This window comes from Sandarakinorhabdus limnophila DSM 17366 (assembly GCF_945882885.1).
Classification (GTDB): Bacteria; Pseudomonadota; Alphaproteobacteria; order Sphingomonadales; family Sphingomonadaceae; genus Sandarakinorhabdus; species Sandarakinorhabdus limnophila_A.
The window spans coordinates 1-18,147 of the sequence record NZ_CAMCWT010000003.1; the positions used below are offsets into that span (position 1 = coordinate 1).

At 64.3% G+C, this 18,147-nt stretch carries 15 protein-coding genes and 1 pseudogene; 9 read left to right on the plus strand and 7 right to left on the minus strand.

The window, feature by feature from the left end:
- Nucleotides 1-373: pseudogene (locus Q7O19_RS00920) on the plus strand (DNA recombination/repair protein RecA); the annotation flags it as partial.
- A gap of 70 nt (nucleotides 374-443) precedes the next feature.
- Here Q7O19_RS00920 and Q7O19_RS00925 read toward each other — a convergent pair.
- Entirely contained in the window at nucleotides 444-1,355 is a 912-nt protein-coding gene (locus Q7O19_RS00925; protein WP_303808101.1) for a hypothetical protein, read from the minus strand.
- 106 nt (nucleotides 1,356-1,461) lie between these two features.
- Between Q7O19_RS00925 and Q7O19_RS00930 the strand changes: the two genes are divergently transcribed.
- Genes Q7O19_RS00930 through Q7O19_RS00945 form a run of 4 tightly spaced genes read left to right on the plus strand, consistent with a single transcriptional unit; the run spans nucleotide 1,462 to nucleotide 6,172 of the window.
- On the plus strand, nucleotides 1,462-2,295 hold the full coding sequence (locus Q7O19_RS00930) for a class I SAM-dependent methyltransferase (RefSeq protein ID WP_303808102.1): 834 nt from the start codon (nucleotides 1,462-1,464) through the stop codon (nucleotides 2,293-2,295).
- Nucleotides 2,271-2,723 carry an N-acetyltransferase gene (locus tag Q7O19_RS00935; protein WP_303808103.1) on the plus strand — a complete coding sequence of 151 codons (453 nt, stop codon included), beginning with the start codon at nucleotides 2,271-2,273 and terminating at the stop codon, nucleotides 2,721-2,723. The genes Q7O19_RS00930 and Q7O19_RS00935 overlap by 25 nt, the downstream gene beginning before the upstream one ends.
- A gap of 44 nt (nucleotides 2,724-2,767) precedes the next feature.
- Entirely contained in the window at nucleotides 2,768-5,413 is a 2,646-nt protein-coding gene (alaS, locus tag Q7O19_RS00940) for an alanine--tRNA ligase (protein WP_303808104.1), read from the plus strand.
- Nucleotides 5,414-5,464: 51 nt separating this feature from the next.
- Nucleotides 5,465-6,172 carry a bifunctional 2-polyprenyl-6-hydroxyphenol methylase/3-demethylubiquinol 3-O-methyltransferase UbiG gene (locus Q7O19_RS00945; RefSeq protein ID WP_303808106.1) on the plus strand — a complete coding sequence of 236 codons (708 nt, stop codon included), beginning with the start codon at nucleotides 5,465-5,467 and terminating at the stop codon, nucleotides 6,170-6,172.
- Between the two features lie 4 nt (nucleotides 6,173-6,176).
- Here Q7O19_RS00945 and Q7O19_RS00950 read toward each other — a convergent pair whose 3' ends face one another.
- The 4 genes from Q7O19_RS00950 to Q7O19_RS00965 form a co-directional block, all read right to left on the minus strand.
- Nucleotides 6,177-7,919, minus strand: a complete 1,743-nt coding sequence (locus Q7O19_RS00950) for a cation:proton antiporter (protein WP_303808108.1) — start codon at nucleotides 7,917-7,919, stop codon at nucleotides 6,177-6,179.
- A 38-nt stretch (nucleotides 7,920-7,957) separates the two neighbouring features.
- Entirely contained in the window at nucleotides 7,958-9,763 is a 1,806-nt protein-coding gene (locus Q7O19_RS00955) for a DUF885 family protein (RefSeq protein ID WP_303808110.1), read from the minus strand.
- Between the two features lie 61 nt (nucleotides 9,764-9,824).
- On the minus strand, nucleotides 9,825-11,048 hold the full coding sequence (locus Q7O19_RS00960; RefSeq protein ID WP_303808112.1) for an NADP-dependent isocitrate dehydrogenase: 1,224 nt from the start codon (nucleotides 11,046-11,048) through the stop codon (nucleotides 9,825-9,827).
- An 86-nt stretch (nucleotides 11,049-11,134) separates the two neighbouring features.
- Entirely contained in the window at nucleotides 11,135-11,671 is a 537-nt protein-coding gene (locus Q7O19_RS00965; RefSeq protein ID WP_303808113.1) for a TIGR00730 family Rossman fold protein, read from the minus strand.
- A gap of 83 nt (nucleotides 11,672-11,754) precedes the next feature.
- Here Q7O19_RS00965 and Q7O19_RS00970 point away from each other — a divergent pair, with 83 nt between their 5' ends.
- From Q7O19_RS00970 to Q7O19_RS00985, 4 genes are all read left to right on the plus strand, one after another.
- Nucleotides 11,755-12,609: a phosphatidylserine decarboxylase gene (locus Q7O19_RS00970; RefSeq protein WP_303808114.1), complete on the plus strand. Its 855-nt coding sequence runs from the start codon at nucleotides 11,755-11,757 to the stop codon at nucleotides 12,607-12,609.
- Between the two features lie 27 nt (nucleotides 12,610-12,636).
- Nucleotides 12,637-13,461, plus strand: coding sequence for a phosphatidylcholine/phosphatidylserine synthase (locus Q7O19_RS00975; protein WP_303808115.1), 825 nt, complete (start codon nucleotides 12,637-12,639; stop codon nucleotides 13,459-13,461).
- Nucleotides 13,462-13,754: 293 nt separating this feature from the next.
- Nucleotides 13,755-15,374 (plus strand): long-chain-fatty-acid--CoA ligase, encoded by a 1,620-nt coding sequence (locus Q7O19_RS00980; RefSeq protein ID WP_303808116.1) that lies wholly within the window; start codon nucleotides 13,755-13,757, stop codon nucleotides 15,372-15,374.
- A gap of 53 nt (nucleotides 15,375-15,427) precedes the next feature.
- A complete protein-coding gene (locus tag Q7O19_RS00985) occupies nucleotides 15,428-16,540 on the plus strand; it encodes a patatin-like phospholipase family protein (RefSeq protein WP_303808117.1) in 1,113 nt (370 codons plus the stop codon).
- 27 nt (nucleotides 16,541-16,567) lie between these two features.
- On the opposite strand, the gene Q7O19_RS00990 is transcribed toward Q7O19_RS00985, so the two are convergent.
- Nucleotides 16,568-17,653 (minus strand): PA0069 family radical SAM protein, encoded by a 1,086-nt coding sequence (locus tag Q7O19_RS00990; RefSeq protein WP_303808119.1) that lies wholly within the window; start codon nucleotides 17,651-17,653, stop codon nucleotides 16,568-16,570.
- Nucleotides 17,631-18,080: a DUF3224 domain-containing protein gene (locus Q7O19_RS00995; protein ID WP_303808120.1), complete on the minus strand. Its 450-nt coding sequence runs from the start codon at nucleotides 18,078-18,080 to the stop codon at nucleotides 17,631-17,633. Before Q7O19_RS00995 ends, Q7O19_RS00990 begins: the two co-directional genes overlap by 23 nt.
- Nucleotides 18,081-18,147: the final 67 nt, after the last annotated feature.

The window sequence follows — 18,147 nt, forward strand, 5'->3', positions numbered from 1 at the left end:
CCGCACCGGCCAGATCAAGGACCGCGACGATATCGTGGGCAATACCACCAAGGTGAAGGTGGTGAAGAACAAGGTGGCGCCGCCGTTCAAGCAGGTCGAATTCGACATCATGTATGGCGAGGGCATCTCCAAGATCGGCGAGATTCTCGATCTGGGCGTCAAGGCCGGTGTGATTGAAAAGTCCGGCGCCTGGTTCAGCCACGACAGCATTCGCATCGGCCAGGGCCGTGAGAACGCGAAGAAATATCTGAAGGAAAACCCGGAAACCACGGCCAAGATCGAGAAGATCATCCGTGATAACGCTGCCGGCATTTCCGGGGCGCTGCTGGTTGGCCCGTCGGCGGACGACGACGCCGGCGACGACGAGATGTAAGGTTTGGGCTCGGTTCCCAGAAAGAAGGGGTGGCCAGTCAAATGGCCGCCTCTTTTTCGTTATTAGCCGGTCATTGCGGCGGCGTGGCCTTGATCTTTGCAGGCTCCACGGCGGCATCTGCCATGCGGCCCGCCATGTCTCCCCGCTGACGCCAGCCCTCCACCGTGGCGCCACTGCCGTACATGGCCTCGATGAAACGTTCGTCCTGATCGGTGAGCCCGTCAAAGCGCGGTGCGCCGGGATCGAACAGCGCCATGATACTCCCTTCTGGCCGTTCCCTGACACTCATCCGCAACCGCGACAACGCCACCAGCGCGACATAATCGGTGAGCGCCGCCATCGACACCGCGCCGATGCGATCAATGTCCACCACGATCACGGCCCCGGTGATCCCCACGCGTGATGGCAGCTCGAGCCGCGAGGCACGGGCATTGTTGTTGTAGGTGATATCGCCCGGAAGACCGTTGGCGCTGGCGCCCAGTCCCAGCGGGCCGGGGCTGAACGGCTTTCCATCAGCGCTTTCCGGCGCCGTGAAATGCCACCAGCGCACCGGCAGCGTTGGCGATTTCAGCAACGCCCGTTCCGGCCCGGGCAGCGCATCAAGTGCGCCATTCTGCCGGCGGTTCACCGTCTTCACCAGCGTGCGCGCATCACGGGTGAAGACCACAGCGACATTGGGATCACAATCCCCGCCCGCCAGCTTCAGCCCGACATGGCGGGCCACATCGGAAATCCGACTGGTGAAGAGCCGGCCCACCTTGTCGTCGACGCCCAGCGCGACCGGGCACAGCGGCGCGAACCAGCGCGCATTCTGGCCATTCCGCGTGTCAGCCAGCGCTGTCCGCATGAATTTCGATGCTTGGGCCCGGAGTGCGCCGCGGTTCAGCCGTTCGGCCGTGACGGTCATTGTGTCGGCTAGCAAGGGCTGGGCCAGTGCGGCGCTGGCCGACATGATCGAGAGGAGGCAGAGAAGTGCACGCATGACGCAACGCTAATCTGCGGCGGCATCCCGTCAAGCGCGGCCGATTGACCGCAAGCGCATCTGCCGTCACATCCGAATCACAGCAGCAAGCAGGGGCCTGGCCGCGATGAGCAACGCCGAACAGATCGATTATTGGAACGGCAAGGTTGGCGACATCTGGGTGCAGATGCAGGAGCGCATGGACCTGGCGCTCACCCCTGTCACCGCCGCCCTGCTGGCCGCCGCCAACCCGCAACCCGGCGAACTGGTGCTCGATATCGGCTGCGGCGCCGGCGAGACCACGCTGGCGGTGAATGCCGTAGTGGGGGAGGGCGGCCATGCCATCGGCCTCGACATATCCGAGCCGTTGCTGGCCCGCGCCCGTACACGCGCCGAGGCCTTGTTGAGCGAGGCCGAGTTCATTGCCGCCGATGCGTCGGCGTGGGCAGATGAAACCGGCTTCGATCTCATCCTGTCGCGTTTTGGCGTGATGTTCTTTGCCGATCCGCAAGCCGCCTTCACCCATCTCCACAGCCTTGCCGCAACCGGCGGCCGCCTGGTGTTTGCCTGCTGGCAGCCCGCCGCGCGCAATCTGTGGGCCACGTTGCCGATGACGGCGCTGGCCGATGTGCTCCCCGCCCAGCCGCCGACCGATCCTTACGCGCCCGGCCCCTTCGCCTTTGCCGATGCCGCGCGGGTGGCGACCATGCTGGAAGCCGCAGGCTGGCAGGATCTGGCCTTTCACAGCCTGCCGTTCGAGATGATGGTGAGTGAAGGCGACGATCCCATCGCCAGCGCCGTGCAGTTCAACCTGAAGATCGGCCCGGCGGCTCGTGCAGTACGCGAGGCCGGCATCGGCGATGCAGCAAAGCCTCTGTTGGCCGGCGCTTTGCAACCACTTCTCATGGGTGGCCAAGTGCGCTTGCCGGGGGCCGTATGGCTGGTGACAGCCCGGGCCTGACTATCCGCCGGCTTGGCCCCGGCGATCTGCTGCTGCTGCTGGCGGCCGAAGGGGTATTCGATGATGCCGTACAACCGGCGATGGCCCAGTGCTTTCTTGCCCATCCTGATCACCATCTGCTTGCCGCGATCATTGCTGGTGCCATCGTTGGCTTCGTCAGCGCCGTCACCTATCTCCACCCCGACAAGCCGGTGGAATGCTGGATCAACGAAGTCGGCGTGGCCGATGCGTTTCAGCGCCGCGGCATCGGCCGCAGGCTGATGCTGGCGACACTCGGCCACGCCTGGTCGCTAGGCTGCGCGGGGGCCTGGGTGCTCACCAACAGTGGCAACCGCGCGGCGCGCGGGCTCTATGCCGCCTGTGGCGGCGAAGCGACGCCCGCTGCGCGCCATGGCTATGGCGTCATCATGTTCAGCTTCGCACCCTGAGCCACTCTTTACGCTGGCGGCGCGCTGCCGTAAGCGCGTCAGCCATGATTTCCTCAAACGACATCCGCAAGAGCTTCCTCGATCATTTTGCCAAGGCAGGCCATATGGTCGTGCCGTCGGCACCGCTGGTGCCGCAAAATGATCCGACGCTGATGTTCGTCAACGCCGGCATGGTGCCGTTCAAGAATGTCTTCACCGGCCTTGAAACCCGGCCCTACACGCAGGCTGCCTCCAGCCAGAAATGCGTGCGCGCCGGCGGCAAGCACAATGATCTGGACAATGTCGGCTACACCGCCCGTCACCACACGTTCTTTGAAATGCTGGGCAATTTCTCGTTCGGCGATTATTTCAAGGAACAGGCGATCACGCTGGCCTGGGATCTGCTGACCCGCGAATGGGGCCTGGACAAGAACCGGCTGTGCGTCACCGTTTATCACACCGACGATGAAGCCGCTGCCTTGTGGAAGAAGATCGCCGGCCTTTCCGATGACAAGATCATCCGTATCGCCACCAACGACAATTTCTGGTCGATGGGCGATACCGGCCCGTGCGGACCCTGCTCGGAAATCTTCTACGATCACGGCGACCACATTCCCGGTGGCCCGCCCGGCAGCCCGGATGAGGACGGCGATCGCTTTGTCGAGATCTGGAACCTGGTGTTCATGCAGTATGAGCAGGTCGATCGCGACACGCGCCTGAACCTGCCGCGCCCCAGCATCGATACCGGCATGGGCCTGGAACGCATCGCCGCCGTGCTGCAGGGCGTGCACGACAATTATGATACCGACACCTTCAAGACGCTGATCGCCGCCAGCGAAGACAAGGTGGGCAAGGCTACCACCGCCGAGGCGCGCGCCTCGCACCGGGTGATTGCCGATCATTTGCGCTCGTCGGGCTTTCTGGTCGCCGATGGCGTGCTGCCGGCCAATGAAGGCCGCGGCTATGTGTTGCGTCGTATCATGCGACGCGCCATGCGCCACGCGCACCTGTTGGGCGCCAAGGATCCGTTGATGCACCAGCTGGTGCCTGCGCTGATGGCGACCATGGGCCAGGCCTTCCCGGAGCTCGGCCGCGCGCAGGCGCTGATCGAGGAAACGCTGAAGCTGGAAGAAACCCGTTTCCGCCAGACGCTGGAGCGTGGGCTGGGCCTGCTGGAAGACGCGACCGCCAAGCTGACGACGGGCGGCACGCTGCCCGGCGATGTTGCCTTCAAGCTCTATGATACGTTCGGTTTCCCTTATGACCTGACCGAAGATGCGCTGCGCGCCCGCGGCATCGCGGTCGATCGCGCCGGTTTCGATGCGGCGATGGCGGAACAGCGTCGCCTTGCCCGTGCCGCCTGGAGCGGTTCCGGCGAAGCCAAGGACGCCGCGGTGTGGTTCGACATTGTCGAGGCCGAGGGCGTCAGCGAATTCACGGGCTATTCCAGCCTGACCGGCGAAGCCAAGGTGGTGGCCCTGGTGAAGGACGGCAAGCAGATCGACAGCGCCAACGCCGGTGACAAGATCGTCGTCGTCACCAATCAGACGCCCTTCTATGCCGAAAGCGGCGGCCAGGCCGGCGACGGTGGCAGCATCAGCTGGGGCGATGGCCTCTCGTCGCGTGTAGCCGATACCCGCAAGGCGCTGGGCAAGCTGCATCTGCATGACGTGACGCTCACCGTCGGTCCGCTTGCCGTGGGCGACGTGGTGAAGCTGGACGTGGATGCGCCCCAGCGCGGTGCCCATCGCCGCGCTCACAGCGCCACCCACTTGCTGCACGCCGCGTTGCGTCGCCGGCTCGGCACGCACGTCTCGCAGAAGGGCAGCTATGTTGGCGAAGATTATCTGCGCTTCGACTTCTCGCACCAGAAGGCGATGACGCCGGCCGAACTGGCGCAGGTGGAAGCCGATGTGAACGCCCAGATCCTGGGCAATCGCCCGGTTTCGACCAAGCTGATGACGCCGGACGCCGCCATCGAAGCCGGCGCCATGGCGCTGTTTGGTGAGAAGTACGGCGAGGAAGTGCGCGTGCTGTCGATGGGCGCCGATGATGGCGGCGATACCTATTCGGTGGAATTGTGTGGCGGCACCCACGCCGAAGCGCTTGGCGATATCGGGCTGCTCAAGATCACCGGTGAAAGCGCTGTCGCCAGCGGCGTGCGCCGCATCGAAGGCAAAACCGGCATTGCTGCGCGTGAATGGCTGAACGAGCGTGAAGCGCTGCTGCTGGAAGCCGCGGCCGCCATCAAGGCGCGCCCGGAAGAAGTGCCGGCGCGGCTCGCCACCCTGATCGAAGAGCGCAAGCGACTGGAACGTGAACTCGCCGATGCCAAGAAGGCACTGGCACTCGCCGGCCCCGCTGGCACCAAGGCGGGCCCCGAAATGGTGAATGGCATCGCCTTCCAGGGCCAGGTTCTGGACGGGCTGGAAGCCAAGGCGCTGCGCGGATTGGTGGATGAAGCCAAGCAGGCGCTGGGCAGCGGCATCGTCGCCATCGTGGCGGTGAACGACGGCCGCGCCAGCGTGGCCGTTGGCGTGACCGATGATCTGGTGGGCACGCGTTCGGCCGTGGACCTCGTGCGCGTCGCTGCGGCCGCGCTCGGCGGCCAAGGCGGCGGCGGCCGGGCCGACATGGCGCAGGCCGGCGGCCCCGATGCGGACAAGGCGGCCGACGCCATTGCCGCCGTGAAAGCCGCGCTCACCGCTTGACTTTGCTGGCCTGACCGGCCAAAGCCCCCCCCCGCAAACGAGGGGGCAGTCATGAGCGGTTGGGATGCGTCGGCGGCAGCGTGGATCGCCATCCAGGGCGAAACCGGCGATTTCGGCCGTGTTCATGTGCTGGATGAGCCGATGCTGGCGCTGGTGGATGAACGCGCCCCGGCGCGTGTGCTCGATGTTGGCTGTGGGGAAGGGCGCTTCTGCCGCATGCTGGCCGCGCGTGGCATTACCACAACCGGCGTTGATCCGGCCGCTGCGCTGATTGCGCAGGCAAAGGCACTGCATCCCGATGGCGATTACCGGGGGGCTCCGGCAGAGACCATGATTGTACCGGCCTCCGGTTATGACATGGCCATTTGCTATCTTTCGCTGATCGATATGCCCGATCTGGATGCAGCATTCGCTCGCATCGTCGCCGCAATCCGGCCGGGCGGCCATCTGCTCATCGCCAATCTTACGGCTTTCAATACGGCAGCGGTTGAATTGGGCTGGGTCAAACCGCTGATCGGCGAACCCAGCTTCCCCATCGATCATTATCTGGAGGAGCGCCCGCGCCGGACGGCGTGGCAGGGCGTTGATATCATCAATCACCACCGCCCGCTCAAGCGCTACATGCAGGCGCTGTTGGGCCACGGGCTGCTGCTCACCCATTTCGACGAGCCGCCCGCCACCGGCGGCCCGGCCGACAAGCGCGACCGTTATAACCGGGTGCCGAATTTCCACATCATGGCCTGGCGCAAGCCGGCTTGATTGATCAGCGCCGCAGCGTGCGCAAGGGCGGGCGCTTGGGCGAGGCACCGCTGCCCTTGATCTGAGTGCGCAACTCTTCGCGCTTTTCGTGGACCGACGCTATCACCGGGCCCATTGCGACGCCCAGGTCCACCAGCACGACTTCGGCCAGTTGCAGGCTGCTTTCCACGGTTTCGGGCACGGCATCGGTGGCCCCGGCACCATAGAGCGTGCCGGCATGTTCGGCATCGCGGGCGCGCACCACGATGCACAGATCGGGGTGGCTGGCGCGGATGCGGCGCACCAGCAGATCCAGCATGCGCATGTCGTCGATGGTGAGCACCACGGCGCGGGCATGATCGAGCTTGAGCCGATCGAGCAGTTCGGGGCGGCGGGCGTCGCCATAGATCACCCGTTTGCCGCCGCGGCGAAGGCGCTGCACCTCGTCAGGGTCGCTGTCCACCGCCAGCCAGGGTTGGCCGTGCATGTCCAGCATCTGTGCCACCAGCCGGCCAACGCGGCCATAACCGATGATCACGGTCTGCTGGTCGGCCGTTTCTGGCGCAGGCTCCTGCAGGTCTTCGTTGCTCTGGGCCTCCAGCTGCGCGCCCGCCAGCCCGAGCAGCGGCGCCAGCGCCAGGGTGAGCGAGGCTACCGCCAATGCATATTGTGCTTCGACGCCGCCGATCAGCCGCGCCGAAACAGCGGCGCCCAGCACGATCAGGCTGGTTTCGGACGGGCTGGCCAGCAGCAGCGCGACATGGCCAGCAACGCCCCGGCGTGCCTGCCGCACGCGCAGCAGGCCATAGATGGCGCCGCCCTTGAGCAGGATCACCGCCACCGTGCCGCCCAGCACCGGCCAAGGATTTTCGGCAATTGCCCCCAGATCAAGGCCGCTGCCCACCCAGATCAGGAACACGCCGAGCAGCAGGCCTTCGAATGGCTGGATCGCCGCTTCGATCTGGCGACGATAATCGCTGGTGGACAACATCAGCCCTGCGGTGAGCGCACCTACAGCCGGTGACAGGCCGGCCACCGCCGCCGTGGCCGCTGAACCGATCAAGACGACCAGCGCAGCAGCAAGGAACAGCTCCGACCGGCGGGTGCGCGCGGCCTGCAGGAACAGCGGCGGCACAATGTGGCGGGCAAACAGCGCGATGCCAATCAGTGCCCCCACACCGATCGCAAGGCTGCGGCCGAAATTGCCACCTGCGTCACTGGCCGCTCCGGCGCCGATCAGCAGCAGCATCGGCGCGATGGCCAGATCCTGAAACAGCAGCACGCCCAGCGCCTTGCGCCCGGCCTGGCTGTTGATACGCCCGCTGGCCGAGAGCAGTTGCAGGCCCACCGCCGTGGACGACAGCGCCAGCGCGCCGGCAATGGCGGCCACCGCCACTGGCGGCAGGCCAGCCACGTACAACACTGCCGCGATCAGCCCGCCGCAGAGCAGCATCTGCTGGCTGCCGAGACCAAAGATCACGTTGCGCATGGTGCGGATGCGATCGAGGTTGAGTTCCAGCCCGAGTGCAAAAAGCAGCAGCGCCACGCCCAGTTCCGCTGGCGCTCCCAGGCTTTCAGGGTTGGACAGGGCCAACCAGTCCAGTCCGGGAAATTGCCCCAGCCCGAACGGCCCGGCCGCCACGCCGATCAGGATGAAGCCGATCACCGGCGAGATGCGCAGTGCGGCAAAGGCCGGAATCACTAGCCCGGTGGCGCCCAGCACCAGCACCATGTCCTTGAAGGCAGAGCTGTCGAGGTTGAGCGCCATTTGAATACCATGGCGGCTGCGGCGCTGGATGTCACGCCTCAGGCGCGGCGCAGCGCTTCCCGCTCGAACAGCACCAGCGGCATGGCGCCCAGCCGCAATATTTCGTGGAACTGGCGCACGTCGAACGCGGCGCCCTGCTTGGCCTTTACCATGTCGCGCACCGCAAGCCACTTGGTGTGGCCGATCTTGTAGCTCAACGCCTGGCCCGGCGCCCCGCAATAGCGCACGATTTCGCGGGTGGTACGGCCGCGAGCAAAGCCAGTGGTATCCACCATATATTGGATCGCCTGATCCTTGCTCCAGCGTTTGTGGTGGATGCCTGTATCGACCACCAGCCGTGTGGCACGGAACAGCAGGCTTTGCAGATAGCCGATGCGTCCCAATGGGTTTCCATCGTAATAGCCGATCTCGTCCGCCAGTGTTTCGGCATAGAGCGCCCAACCCTCGGTATAGGTGCTGTAGCCGGCGCGGCGGCGGATCGGCGGGACATCGGGGCTTTCCAGCGCCAGCATCACCTGAAAATGGTGGCCGGGGATGCCTTCGTGGAAGGTGATGGTGGGCAGGCCAAACTTTGGCCGGTCGAAACTGTCGGTCAGGTTGATGAAGAAGGTGCCATTGCGGCTCCCATCCGGTGTGCCGGCCTGGTAATAAGCGCCGGCGCCGCCTTCCTGAATAGCCACCGGCACGCGTTTCACATCCAGTTTTGATTTGGGCTGGCTGATGAAAAGTTTTTCGAGTTGCGGGTACATGCGCGCGGCATGGCTGCGCAATTCACTGAGCAGTTCCTCCTTGCCGGCATCGGAGTTGGGATAGGTCTGGTCCGGCCGCTCGTTCAGGGCCACCAGCCGCTGGCCAACCGTGCCTTGGGTGAGACCCTGGCCCTTCAGCAGCGTATCGAGCTGGGCTGAAATTTCAGCGACCTGGGCGAAGCCGAGCTGATGCACTTCCTCGGCCGTGTAGTTGGTGGTGGTCGAGGATTTGACCGCCGAATCATAATAAGCCGCGCCTTCGGGCAGCTTCCACACACCGGCATCCATTGTGGCCGTTGCGCGCAAGGCGGTGACGGCGCTGATCTGGCGATCGAGCGCGGGGAAGATTTCGCGTTCGACAATGGCCAGCGCACGGCCGCCCCATGCGCCGGCCACATTGGCGGCGACGGCCTTGCGAGTGAGCGCAGTGACCAGTGCTGTCTCACCGGCCGGGGTGTCACGCAGGCGCTGCATCTGCGGCAGAGCCAGATCGAGCAGGAAGGCTGGCGGCGCCACGCCCATCGCCGCTTCCTCGCGCAGGCGCTGCGTGTTCTGATCGAGCGCGCCAGCAAAGGCGGACAGGCGGCCCAGCCAGGCCTCGGCATCGTCGCTGTTGTTCACCCGGTGCTGATTTTCCAGGAACCCGGGCACCTCACGATAGGCGCCATCGCTGTGCGTGAGCACATAGGGCGCGAAATTGCCGCCGGCGCTGCCGAAGCCGAAGCGGGTTTCATTCATCACCCGGCGCGACAGATCATGTTCGACCACGTCGCGATCGAGACGGCGGGCAGACGAAAGGGCATCTGTCGGGATGGCGCGCAGCCGTTCGAGCTGGTGCTTGGCGCGGGCCAGATCGGCGGTGCGGCCGGCGCGGCTGTAATCCGAAAGCTGCGATTTCAGGCCAGCGTTGGCGCCGGTGTCGAGCCCCAGCGCGGTGGCCCGTTCGGGGGAATCGGCGATCCCTTCAGCAAAAATCGCATCGAACAGTGCGAGCAGTTGATCATCGGCGGTCGGCTGCGCCAGCGCCGGGCCAGTAACGCCAAGCGCGGCGGTGCCAGCCAGCAATTGGCGGCGGCTGATGGTGAAATCCGACATGTCACTCTCCCCAGCGAAGCCTGCCTAATGGCGGGCCGGGCAGGGGAGGGCAAGCGCGGCCTTACAGACCCTTTACGATGGCGGCATCGAGATTGGCGCGAACGGCTTCGAAGAATTTCTCCGTGGTCATCCAGGCCTGATCGGGGCCGATCAGCAGCGCCAGATCCTTGGTCATCGCACCCGATTCCACGGTCTCGACGCAGACGCGCTCCAGCGTTTCGGCGAACTTCGTCACCATCGGCGTGCCATCCAGCTTGCCGCGATGCTTCAGGCCGCCGGTCCAGGCAAAGATGCTGGCGATCGGGTTGGTGCTGGTCGGCTTGCCTTCCTGATGCATGCGGTAATGGCGGGTCACGGTGCCGTGCGCGGCTTCGGCTTCCACCGTCTTGCCATCGGGGGTGAGCAGGATGCTGGTCATCAGGCCGAGGCTGCCATAGCCCTGCGCCACCATGTCCGACTGCACGTCGCCGTCATAATTCTTGCAGGCCCAGACGAACTTGCCCGACCATTTCAGGGCGGAGGCGACCAGATCGTCGATCAGGCGATGTTCGTAAACGATGCCGGCCTTGCGATATTGGGCCTTGAAATCATTGGTGTAAACTTCTTCGAACAGATCCTTGAAGCGGCCATCATAGGCCTTCAGGATGGTGTTCTTGGTCGAAAGATAGACCGGCCAGCCGCGATCGAGGCCATAGTTCAGGCAGGCGCGGGCGAAATCGCGGATGCTGTCGTCGAGGTTGTACATGCCCATGGCGACGCCCGACGACGGGAATTCGAATACCTCTTCCTCGATCACGCTCGAACCATCCTGCGCTTCCCAGCGCATGGTCAGCTTGCCGGGGCCGGGCACCTTGAAATCGGTGGCGCGGTATTGGTCACCAAAGGCATGGCGGCCGATGACGATGGGATCGGTCCAGCCCGGCACGAGGCGCGGCACGGACTTGATGACGATGGGTTCGCGGAACACCACGCCGCCCAGGATGTTGCGGATGGTGCCGTTGGGCGATTTCCACATCCGCTTCAACCCGAATTCCTTCACGCGGGCTTCGTCGGGCGTGATGGTGGCGCATTTCACGCCAACACCGAACTCCTTGATGGCATTGGCGGATTCAACCGTGATCTTGTCGTTGCTATCATCCCGGCTTTCCATGCCGAGGTCGTAATATTTCAGATCAATGTCGAGATAGGGCAGGATCAGTTGCTCGCGGATCCATTGCCAGATGATGCGGGTCATCTCGTCGCCGTCGAGCTCGACAACGGGGTTTTCGACCTTCATCTTCGGCATCTTGTACTTCCTGCGTTGCTGCGACGGTTTGTAGCAGTCGTTCTAGGGGGTGGCGGGCGGGCCGGTCAATGGTGTCAGCCGCTGTTTTACCCAAGCTTTTCCGACAAGGCCGCCAGATTTTCCAGCGGTTCGGCAAGCGCAGCCAAATGCGGCGGGCCAAAGCCGGCGGCAATGATATGGGCGAGCAACGCCGTAAGCGGATCCCAATAGCCGTTGCCGCCCAGCAGCCAGATCGGCTTGTCGTGAATGCCCAGTTCCCGCCAGGTCAGGCTTTCGAAGAATTCGTCGAGGGTTCCGATGCTGCCGGGCAGGGCGATGATGGCATCGGAAAGCCTGTGCATCAGCGCCTTGCGCTCGTGCAGGGTCTCCACAACGTGCAGTTCATCAAGCCCGTCCTGGGCGATTTCGGTGGTCATCAACAGGCTGGGGATGATGCCGATCACGCGGCCGCCACCTTCCTTGCAGGCCCGCGCTGCCACGCCCATCAGCCCGACGCGGCCGCCGCCGTAGACAAGGGTGACGCCGTGTTCGGCACAGAGCCGGCCAAGGCCCGCAGCCAGTTCGGCATGGGCAGGATCATGGCCGGGGCGGGAACCACAGAACAGCAGCAGGGATTGGATCATCGCCGCCCTGTGACGCATCGACGGGCGGTGCGCAATGCGCGATCAATTGCCAAGCGGCGTATGACGGGGCTAAAGCAGCAAGCATGACCGATCCTGACAAGAAACTGACGCTTGAAGAGCTTGAGGCCGAGCTGAACGCGTTGAAGGTAACGCCGGACGCGGAACCGCAACTGCCGTCTGCGCCGCCACCACCGCCCGAGGTCCCGGCCGGGCCACTGCCGCTGGTGCCGGGTGAGAGCGCCAAGTATCGCCTCCCCGACATGCACCCAGAAGGCCGCAAATTCCTGGGAATCGCGCTGGCCGCCGTTCTGTTCAGCGGGCTGGTGCTGGAATGGACGGCGCTCAGCTTCGTGCTGCTTGGCATTGCGATCTGGGTGGCAGCTTTTTTCCGTGATCCGGTGCGGGTGACGCCCATTGGCGAGAATTTGATCGTGTCGCCGGCCGATGGCCTTGTGAGCCTGATCACCAACGTCGAGGTGCCGCGCCAGTTGCTGGGTGAAGGCGGCCTGGGCGAGGGCCTGGTTACGCGCGTTACCGTTTTCATGAACGTTTTCGATGTGCACGTGAATCGCGCGCCGATCGCGGGGCGGCTGACGCGCATCGTTTATGTGCCAGGCAAGTTCCTCAATGCCGATCTCGACAAGGCGAGTGAAGAGAATGAGCGGCAGTATTTCGTGATGGAAGATGCCAGCGGCGTGCGTGTCGCCTTCACCCAGATTGCCGGCCTGGTGGCGCGGCGGATCATGAAGTGGGTGGATGTGGGCCAGGCGCTGAAGGTGGGTGAGCGCTTTGGCCTGATCCGCTTTGGCAGCCGGGTCGATGTGTTCCTGCCGGCCGGCTATGTGCCCGCCGTTGCGGTGGGCCAGCGGGCCATCGCCGGGGAAACCGTTCTGGCGGTGAAGGGTGCGCCCCTGATGCAGAGCGCGCAGGCGCAATGACGCGGCCTGCCTGCTGATGCACAAGCGATGATCGACCGCGAACCACCTCGCCGCCGCGGCATTCCGTTGCGCGCAGTCGTGCCGAATGCGGTGACCGTGCTGGCCTTGTGTTGCGGGCTGACCGGGGTGCGTTTTGCCATCGGTGGGGAATGGGAAAAGGCCGTGGTTGCGGTTCTGCTGGCTGGCGTGCTTGATGGCATCGATGGCCGCATCGCGCGCTTGTTGAAGGGCAGCAGCCGCTTTGGTGCCGAACTGGATTCGCTGTCAGACGTGACGGCCTTTGGCGTGGCGCCGACGCTGATTCTGTATCTGTGGGCCTTGCAGCATCTGCCGGGACGACTGGGTTGGGTGATCGCATTGGCCAATGCCATTGCCTGTGCACTGCGGTTGGCCCGGTTCAATGCCCAGATCGATGCCGATGACCAGCCGCACAAGAAACTCGGCTATCTGACCGGGATACCGGCACCGGCAGCTGCGGGCCTGACACTGGCGCCACTGTATGTGCACTTCTGGTTGGCGCCATCAGCGCTAGATGATCTTGCGGTGCGCGCGGGCGTGGTTGCCGTCACCTCGCTCACCGTGGCGTTCCTGATGGTGTCAAACCTGCCAAGCTATGGCTGGGGGTCGCTGCGGCTGCGGCCGTCGTGGCGCTTGACGGCGTTGGCGGCCATCGGCTTGCTGGCCGGCGCGTTGTTCACCAATCCGTGGCCAACGCTCGCCATCATCACCATCGTTTATGCCGTGTCGATCCCGATGGCGATCAACTCCTATGCCCGGGTTAAGGCCCGGACTGGGCGGACGATCGACGACCGCACCAACAGTGCCGACGACGGCATCCAGCCGCCGCCTTGAACCGGTTGCCCGCGCAGGGCATCGACCAACGCCAGGCGGGCGTCACCCAGCATGAGGCCAACAAGGGCCCAGGCGGCCACACAGGCCAACAACATCAACAGCATCGTCATCATCTTATCCCCTTGCCAGCGACGAATCGCCAGAATGTTCCTTAACTGTTCTGCGCTTTATGTTCCTGTAATGTTCTTTTCGTCAAGCCCCCTTTTCGCGGTTCGACGGCTGGGATATGAACTATTGGCAAGGTGCCGCGGTCAGAAAGGCGCGCTGCATGAGAAAATTTGGGGAGGACGCGCATGTTGGGAACGATGCAGGATTGGCCGCTGCTGGTGAGCAAGCTGATCGATCACGCGGCGATTTATCATGGTCAGCGCGAGATCGTGTCGCTGAGCTGCGAAGGGCCCAAGCATCGCACCAACTGGGCCACCGTGCGCGGCCGCGCTCGCCAAGTGGCGGGCGCGCTGCGGCGGTTGGGCATGCAGCCCGGCGATCGCATTGCCACGCTGGCCTGGAACACCTGGCGCCATGTCGAAAGCTGGTATGGCATTTCCGGCATGGGCGGCGTTGCCCACACCATCAACCCGCGCCTGTTTGAAGAGCAGATCATCTACATCGCCAACCACGCCGAAGACCGGGTGCTGTTCTTCGATCTGACGTTTGTGAAGCTGGTTGAGAAGCTGGCGCCAAGTCTCTCGACAATCGAGCATTATGTGCTGCTCACTGATCGTGATCACATGCCGGAGTCCAGCCTGAAGCTGCTCTGTTATGAGGATCTGTTGGCGGCCGAGAGCGTGGATGCGCCGTGGACCGATATGCCGGAGAATGCGCCGGCGGGCCTGTGCTACACCAGCGGTACCACCGGCAATCCCAAGGGCGTGCAATACAGCCACCGTTCCAACGTGCTGCACGCCATGGCCGCCTGCGCCACCGATGTGTTTGCCATGGGTGCCCGCACCGTCGTTCTGCCGATTGCGCCGATGTATCACGCCAATGCCTGGTCAATCCCCTACACGGCGGCTGCGGCCGGCGCGAAGCTGGTGATGGGCGGCCCCAATTTCGATCCGCCAACGCTGCACAAGCTGATTGTGGAGGAAGAGGTGGATCTGGCGCTGGCCGTGCCGACCATCTGGCTGGGCATGATGCAGCACCTGGAGAAAACTGGTGAGACAATGGGCAAGCTGAACCGCACCGCCATCGGTGGTTCAGCTGTGCCGCGCGCCATGATCGAGGCGTATGACAAGCTCGGCGTGCGCGTCTTGCAGCTGTGGGGTATGACAGAAATGTCCCCGCTCGGCACCGTGGGTACGGGCGTTCCAGAAACAGATACAATGCCTTATGCCGATGAACTCAATGTTCGTATAAAGCAGGGCCGTGGGCTGTTCGGTGTCGAAATGAAGATCGTTGACGACGATGGCCAGGAATTGCCGCGAGACGGTGTGGCTTTCGGCCGCCTGCTGGTGCGGGGCCCGTGGATTGTGGGCAGCTATTTCAAGGGCGATGGCGCCAGCGCGTTCGAAGACGGATGGTTCGACACGGGCGATGTCGCCACGCTCGATCCGCTTGGCTACATGCAGATCGTCGATCGCGCCAAGGATGTGATCAAGTCCGGCGGCGAGTGGGTGTCGTCCATCGATCTGGAAAATGTCGCCGTTGGTGCGCCGGGCGTGGCGGAAGCCTGCGTGATCGGCGTGCATCACCCGAAGTGGGACGAACGGCCACTGCTGCTGGTGGTACCCAAGGAGGGTGCGACGGTCACCAAGGACAGCGTGCTCGGCTATCTGGACGGCCGCATCGCCAAATGGTGGACGCCCGATGATGTGCTGATCGTCCCCAGCCTGCCGCACACCGCCACGGGGAAGCTGCTGAAAGTAGCCCTGCGCGAACAATACAAGGACTATAAGCTGCCGACAGCGTAAGCGGGGTCATTCCCGGGCGGAGAGTTGCGCCGCGAACCACAGGGGCCCCCGTCATGAGACCTGCATTTCCAGTGTTGTGTAGTCTGTTGCTGCTGGCAGGCTGCGCCACACGGCCGACAGCACCAGCCTTCGAGGCACCAATGCTGGCCCGCACGGCGATCGTTTCGGCAGCCGATGCCGATGGCACACCGCTGGGTGATCCGCCGCCGGTGCGCCAGGTGGGCAAGCGCAATGATGTCCTGCTGCTTTCGGGCGGCGGATCGGTGGGGGCATTTGGCGCCGGTGTGCTGGTGGGCTGGAGTGAATCCGGCACTCGCCCGCAGTTCGACGTGGTAACCGGCATTTCAACCGGAGCGCTGATGGCCACTCTGGCCTTTCTGGGGCCAAAGCATGATGCCGATCTTGCCCGCGCCTATACGGAAATCACCGCCAAGGACGTGATGAAGCGCCGCCGCATCATCGGCTTTGCAAAGAAGGCTTCGGTGTATGATCGCGGGCCGCTGGAGCGGATGATCGAGACGATCGTGACCGAGCAGATGATGGATGAGGTCGCAGCTGAACATCGCAAGGGCCGGCGGCTGTACGTGGGCACCACCAATCTCGACAACGGCGTGGCTACGGTTTGGGACATGGGCCGCATCGCCAGTTCAACCGAGCCGAACCGGGTCCAGCTCTATCGCCGCGTTTTGGCGGCATCGGCGGCAATCCCGGGCGTGTTTGCGCCGGTGTACATCAGCCAGACCGATGGGCCGCCGACGATGCATGTCGACGGCGGCATCAAGCAGGCCGTGCTGTTCCGCAGCTACATGATCGATCCGCGCGGTGCCAATGAACATGTCTGGACGATTGTGAATGGCCACGTCAGCCTGGTTGGCAACACGGCGCTCAGCGGTACCAACAGCGGCAGCATCATCGGCCGCAGTGTTCTCGAGATGTTGCGATCGATTGCCTATCGTTCCATCGAGCGGGTTTACACCATGGCCCGCAACGCCCGCGCCGAATATCACCTGGCCTATCTGCCGGATGACGAGGAGGAACCGAGCCCGATCAGCTTTGAACCCGCTGCCTTGCGGCGGCTGTTCGAGGCAGGGCGCGCCATTGGTGCCAAGGGCCAATGGCAGGCGGAGCCGCCGCGGCTGGAGCGCTATCAGAAGATGGCGCGATAAGGGTGGAGTGCCCTGATTGGCGCTGCTTCACGGGAAAAGGCTGAACTGATCACCGGGTGTCTGGAACCGGGTGCAATCCAGTTGAATCCGTTCCCGGCTCAGCCCGTGGCTGGTGCAGGCCTTCACGAAACGCTGGCGCATCAGGTCTGCATAGGGGCCTTGCGCCTGGAAGCGGGCGAAGAAGCGGGGATCATTGTCCTTTCCGCCGCGCATGGAGGTGATGTGGTGCATGACGCGGGCGGCGCGGTCGGGGAAATGTGTCGCCAGCCAGTCGCGAAACAGCGGCGCGACTTCTTGGGGCAGGCGCACGGGGATGGAGTAAGCGCCAACTGCGCCGGCTTCGGCAGCAGCGGCGACGATGGCTTCGATTTCGTGATCGTTCATCGCCGGGATCATCGGCGAGAGTGAGACGTATACGGGCACGCCGGCCTGGCGGAGCGTGCGGATGGCGGCGAGGCGGCGTGGAGGTGTGGCGGCGCGTGGTTCCATGCACCGGGCGAGGTGGGGATCGAGGGTGGTGACGCTGATCATCACCGCGGCGAGGCTGCGGGTCGCCATGGCGGTAAGGATATCGAGGTCGCGGCACACCCGGTCTGACTTGGTGGTGATGGTGACGGGGTGACGGCAGTCGTTCAATATTTCAAGGATTTGCCGGGTGATCTTCCAGTCGCGCTCGATGGGTTGATAGGGATCTGTGTTGGTGCCGAGCGCGATGGGCTGGCATTCGTAGCCGCGCTTGCCCATTTCGGCCTTCAGCAGCGCCGGGGCATCGGGCTTGGCAAACAGTCGGCTTTCGAAATCCAGGCCGGGCGACAGGTCGTGAAAGGCGTGTGTGGGGCGGGCGAAACAATAAACGCAGCCATGCTCACAGCCGCGATAGGCGTTGATCGAGCGGTCGAACGGCACATCGGGGGACTGGTTGCGGGTGATGATGCTGCGCGGGCGTTCCACGTTTACCGTCGTGCGCAAGGGCGGCGGTGCGTCGTCAACCGTTGCGGCCATGTCCAGCCAGTCACCATCGGCTTCACGGGTGGCGAGGCCAAAGCGGGCGGGTGTGGCGTTCCCGGTCGCGCCGCGCCCGCGCACCGCCTCAGGGTGCGGCAGGGAGGGCATAGCTGAGCGTGTAGAAATGCTCCCGGCCGGCGATGCGGATGGTCATGCGGGCGCTGATGCCAGCCAATGCCCCGGTGCCGGAGCCAGGTACGATGACCACATTGAGCTGCTGACCGCCGGCATCCATCGTGCCATTGTGCTGCAGCGCGAAGCTACCGGTGCGGCCAGCCAGCGTGCCCTCGACCATCTCCATCGCGACATAGCCGGCAATGCCCTTGGCCGGATCGCCGGCGCTCATCATCACGCCGGTGCTGGTGCCGGCCAGATCGCCGCTGAAGTGCTTCTCCAGCCGATGCTGCGCGACGCCGCCGGGCGCTGCGGGCAGGGCGGTGAGCTTCACGCTGAACTGGCCGCTGGCTTCGGCGCCGGCAGCCGGGTTGCCTACAGTGAAGCTGGCCATCATCAGATATGCTCCAATCAGTTTCATCAACCGACTCTCCATCGGGTGTGAACGTATCAGGAACATTGCACCTGCACCAGCGGCATTGCGGGCC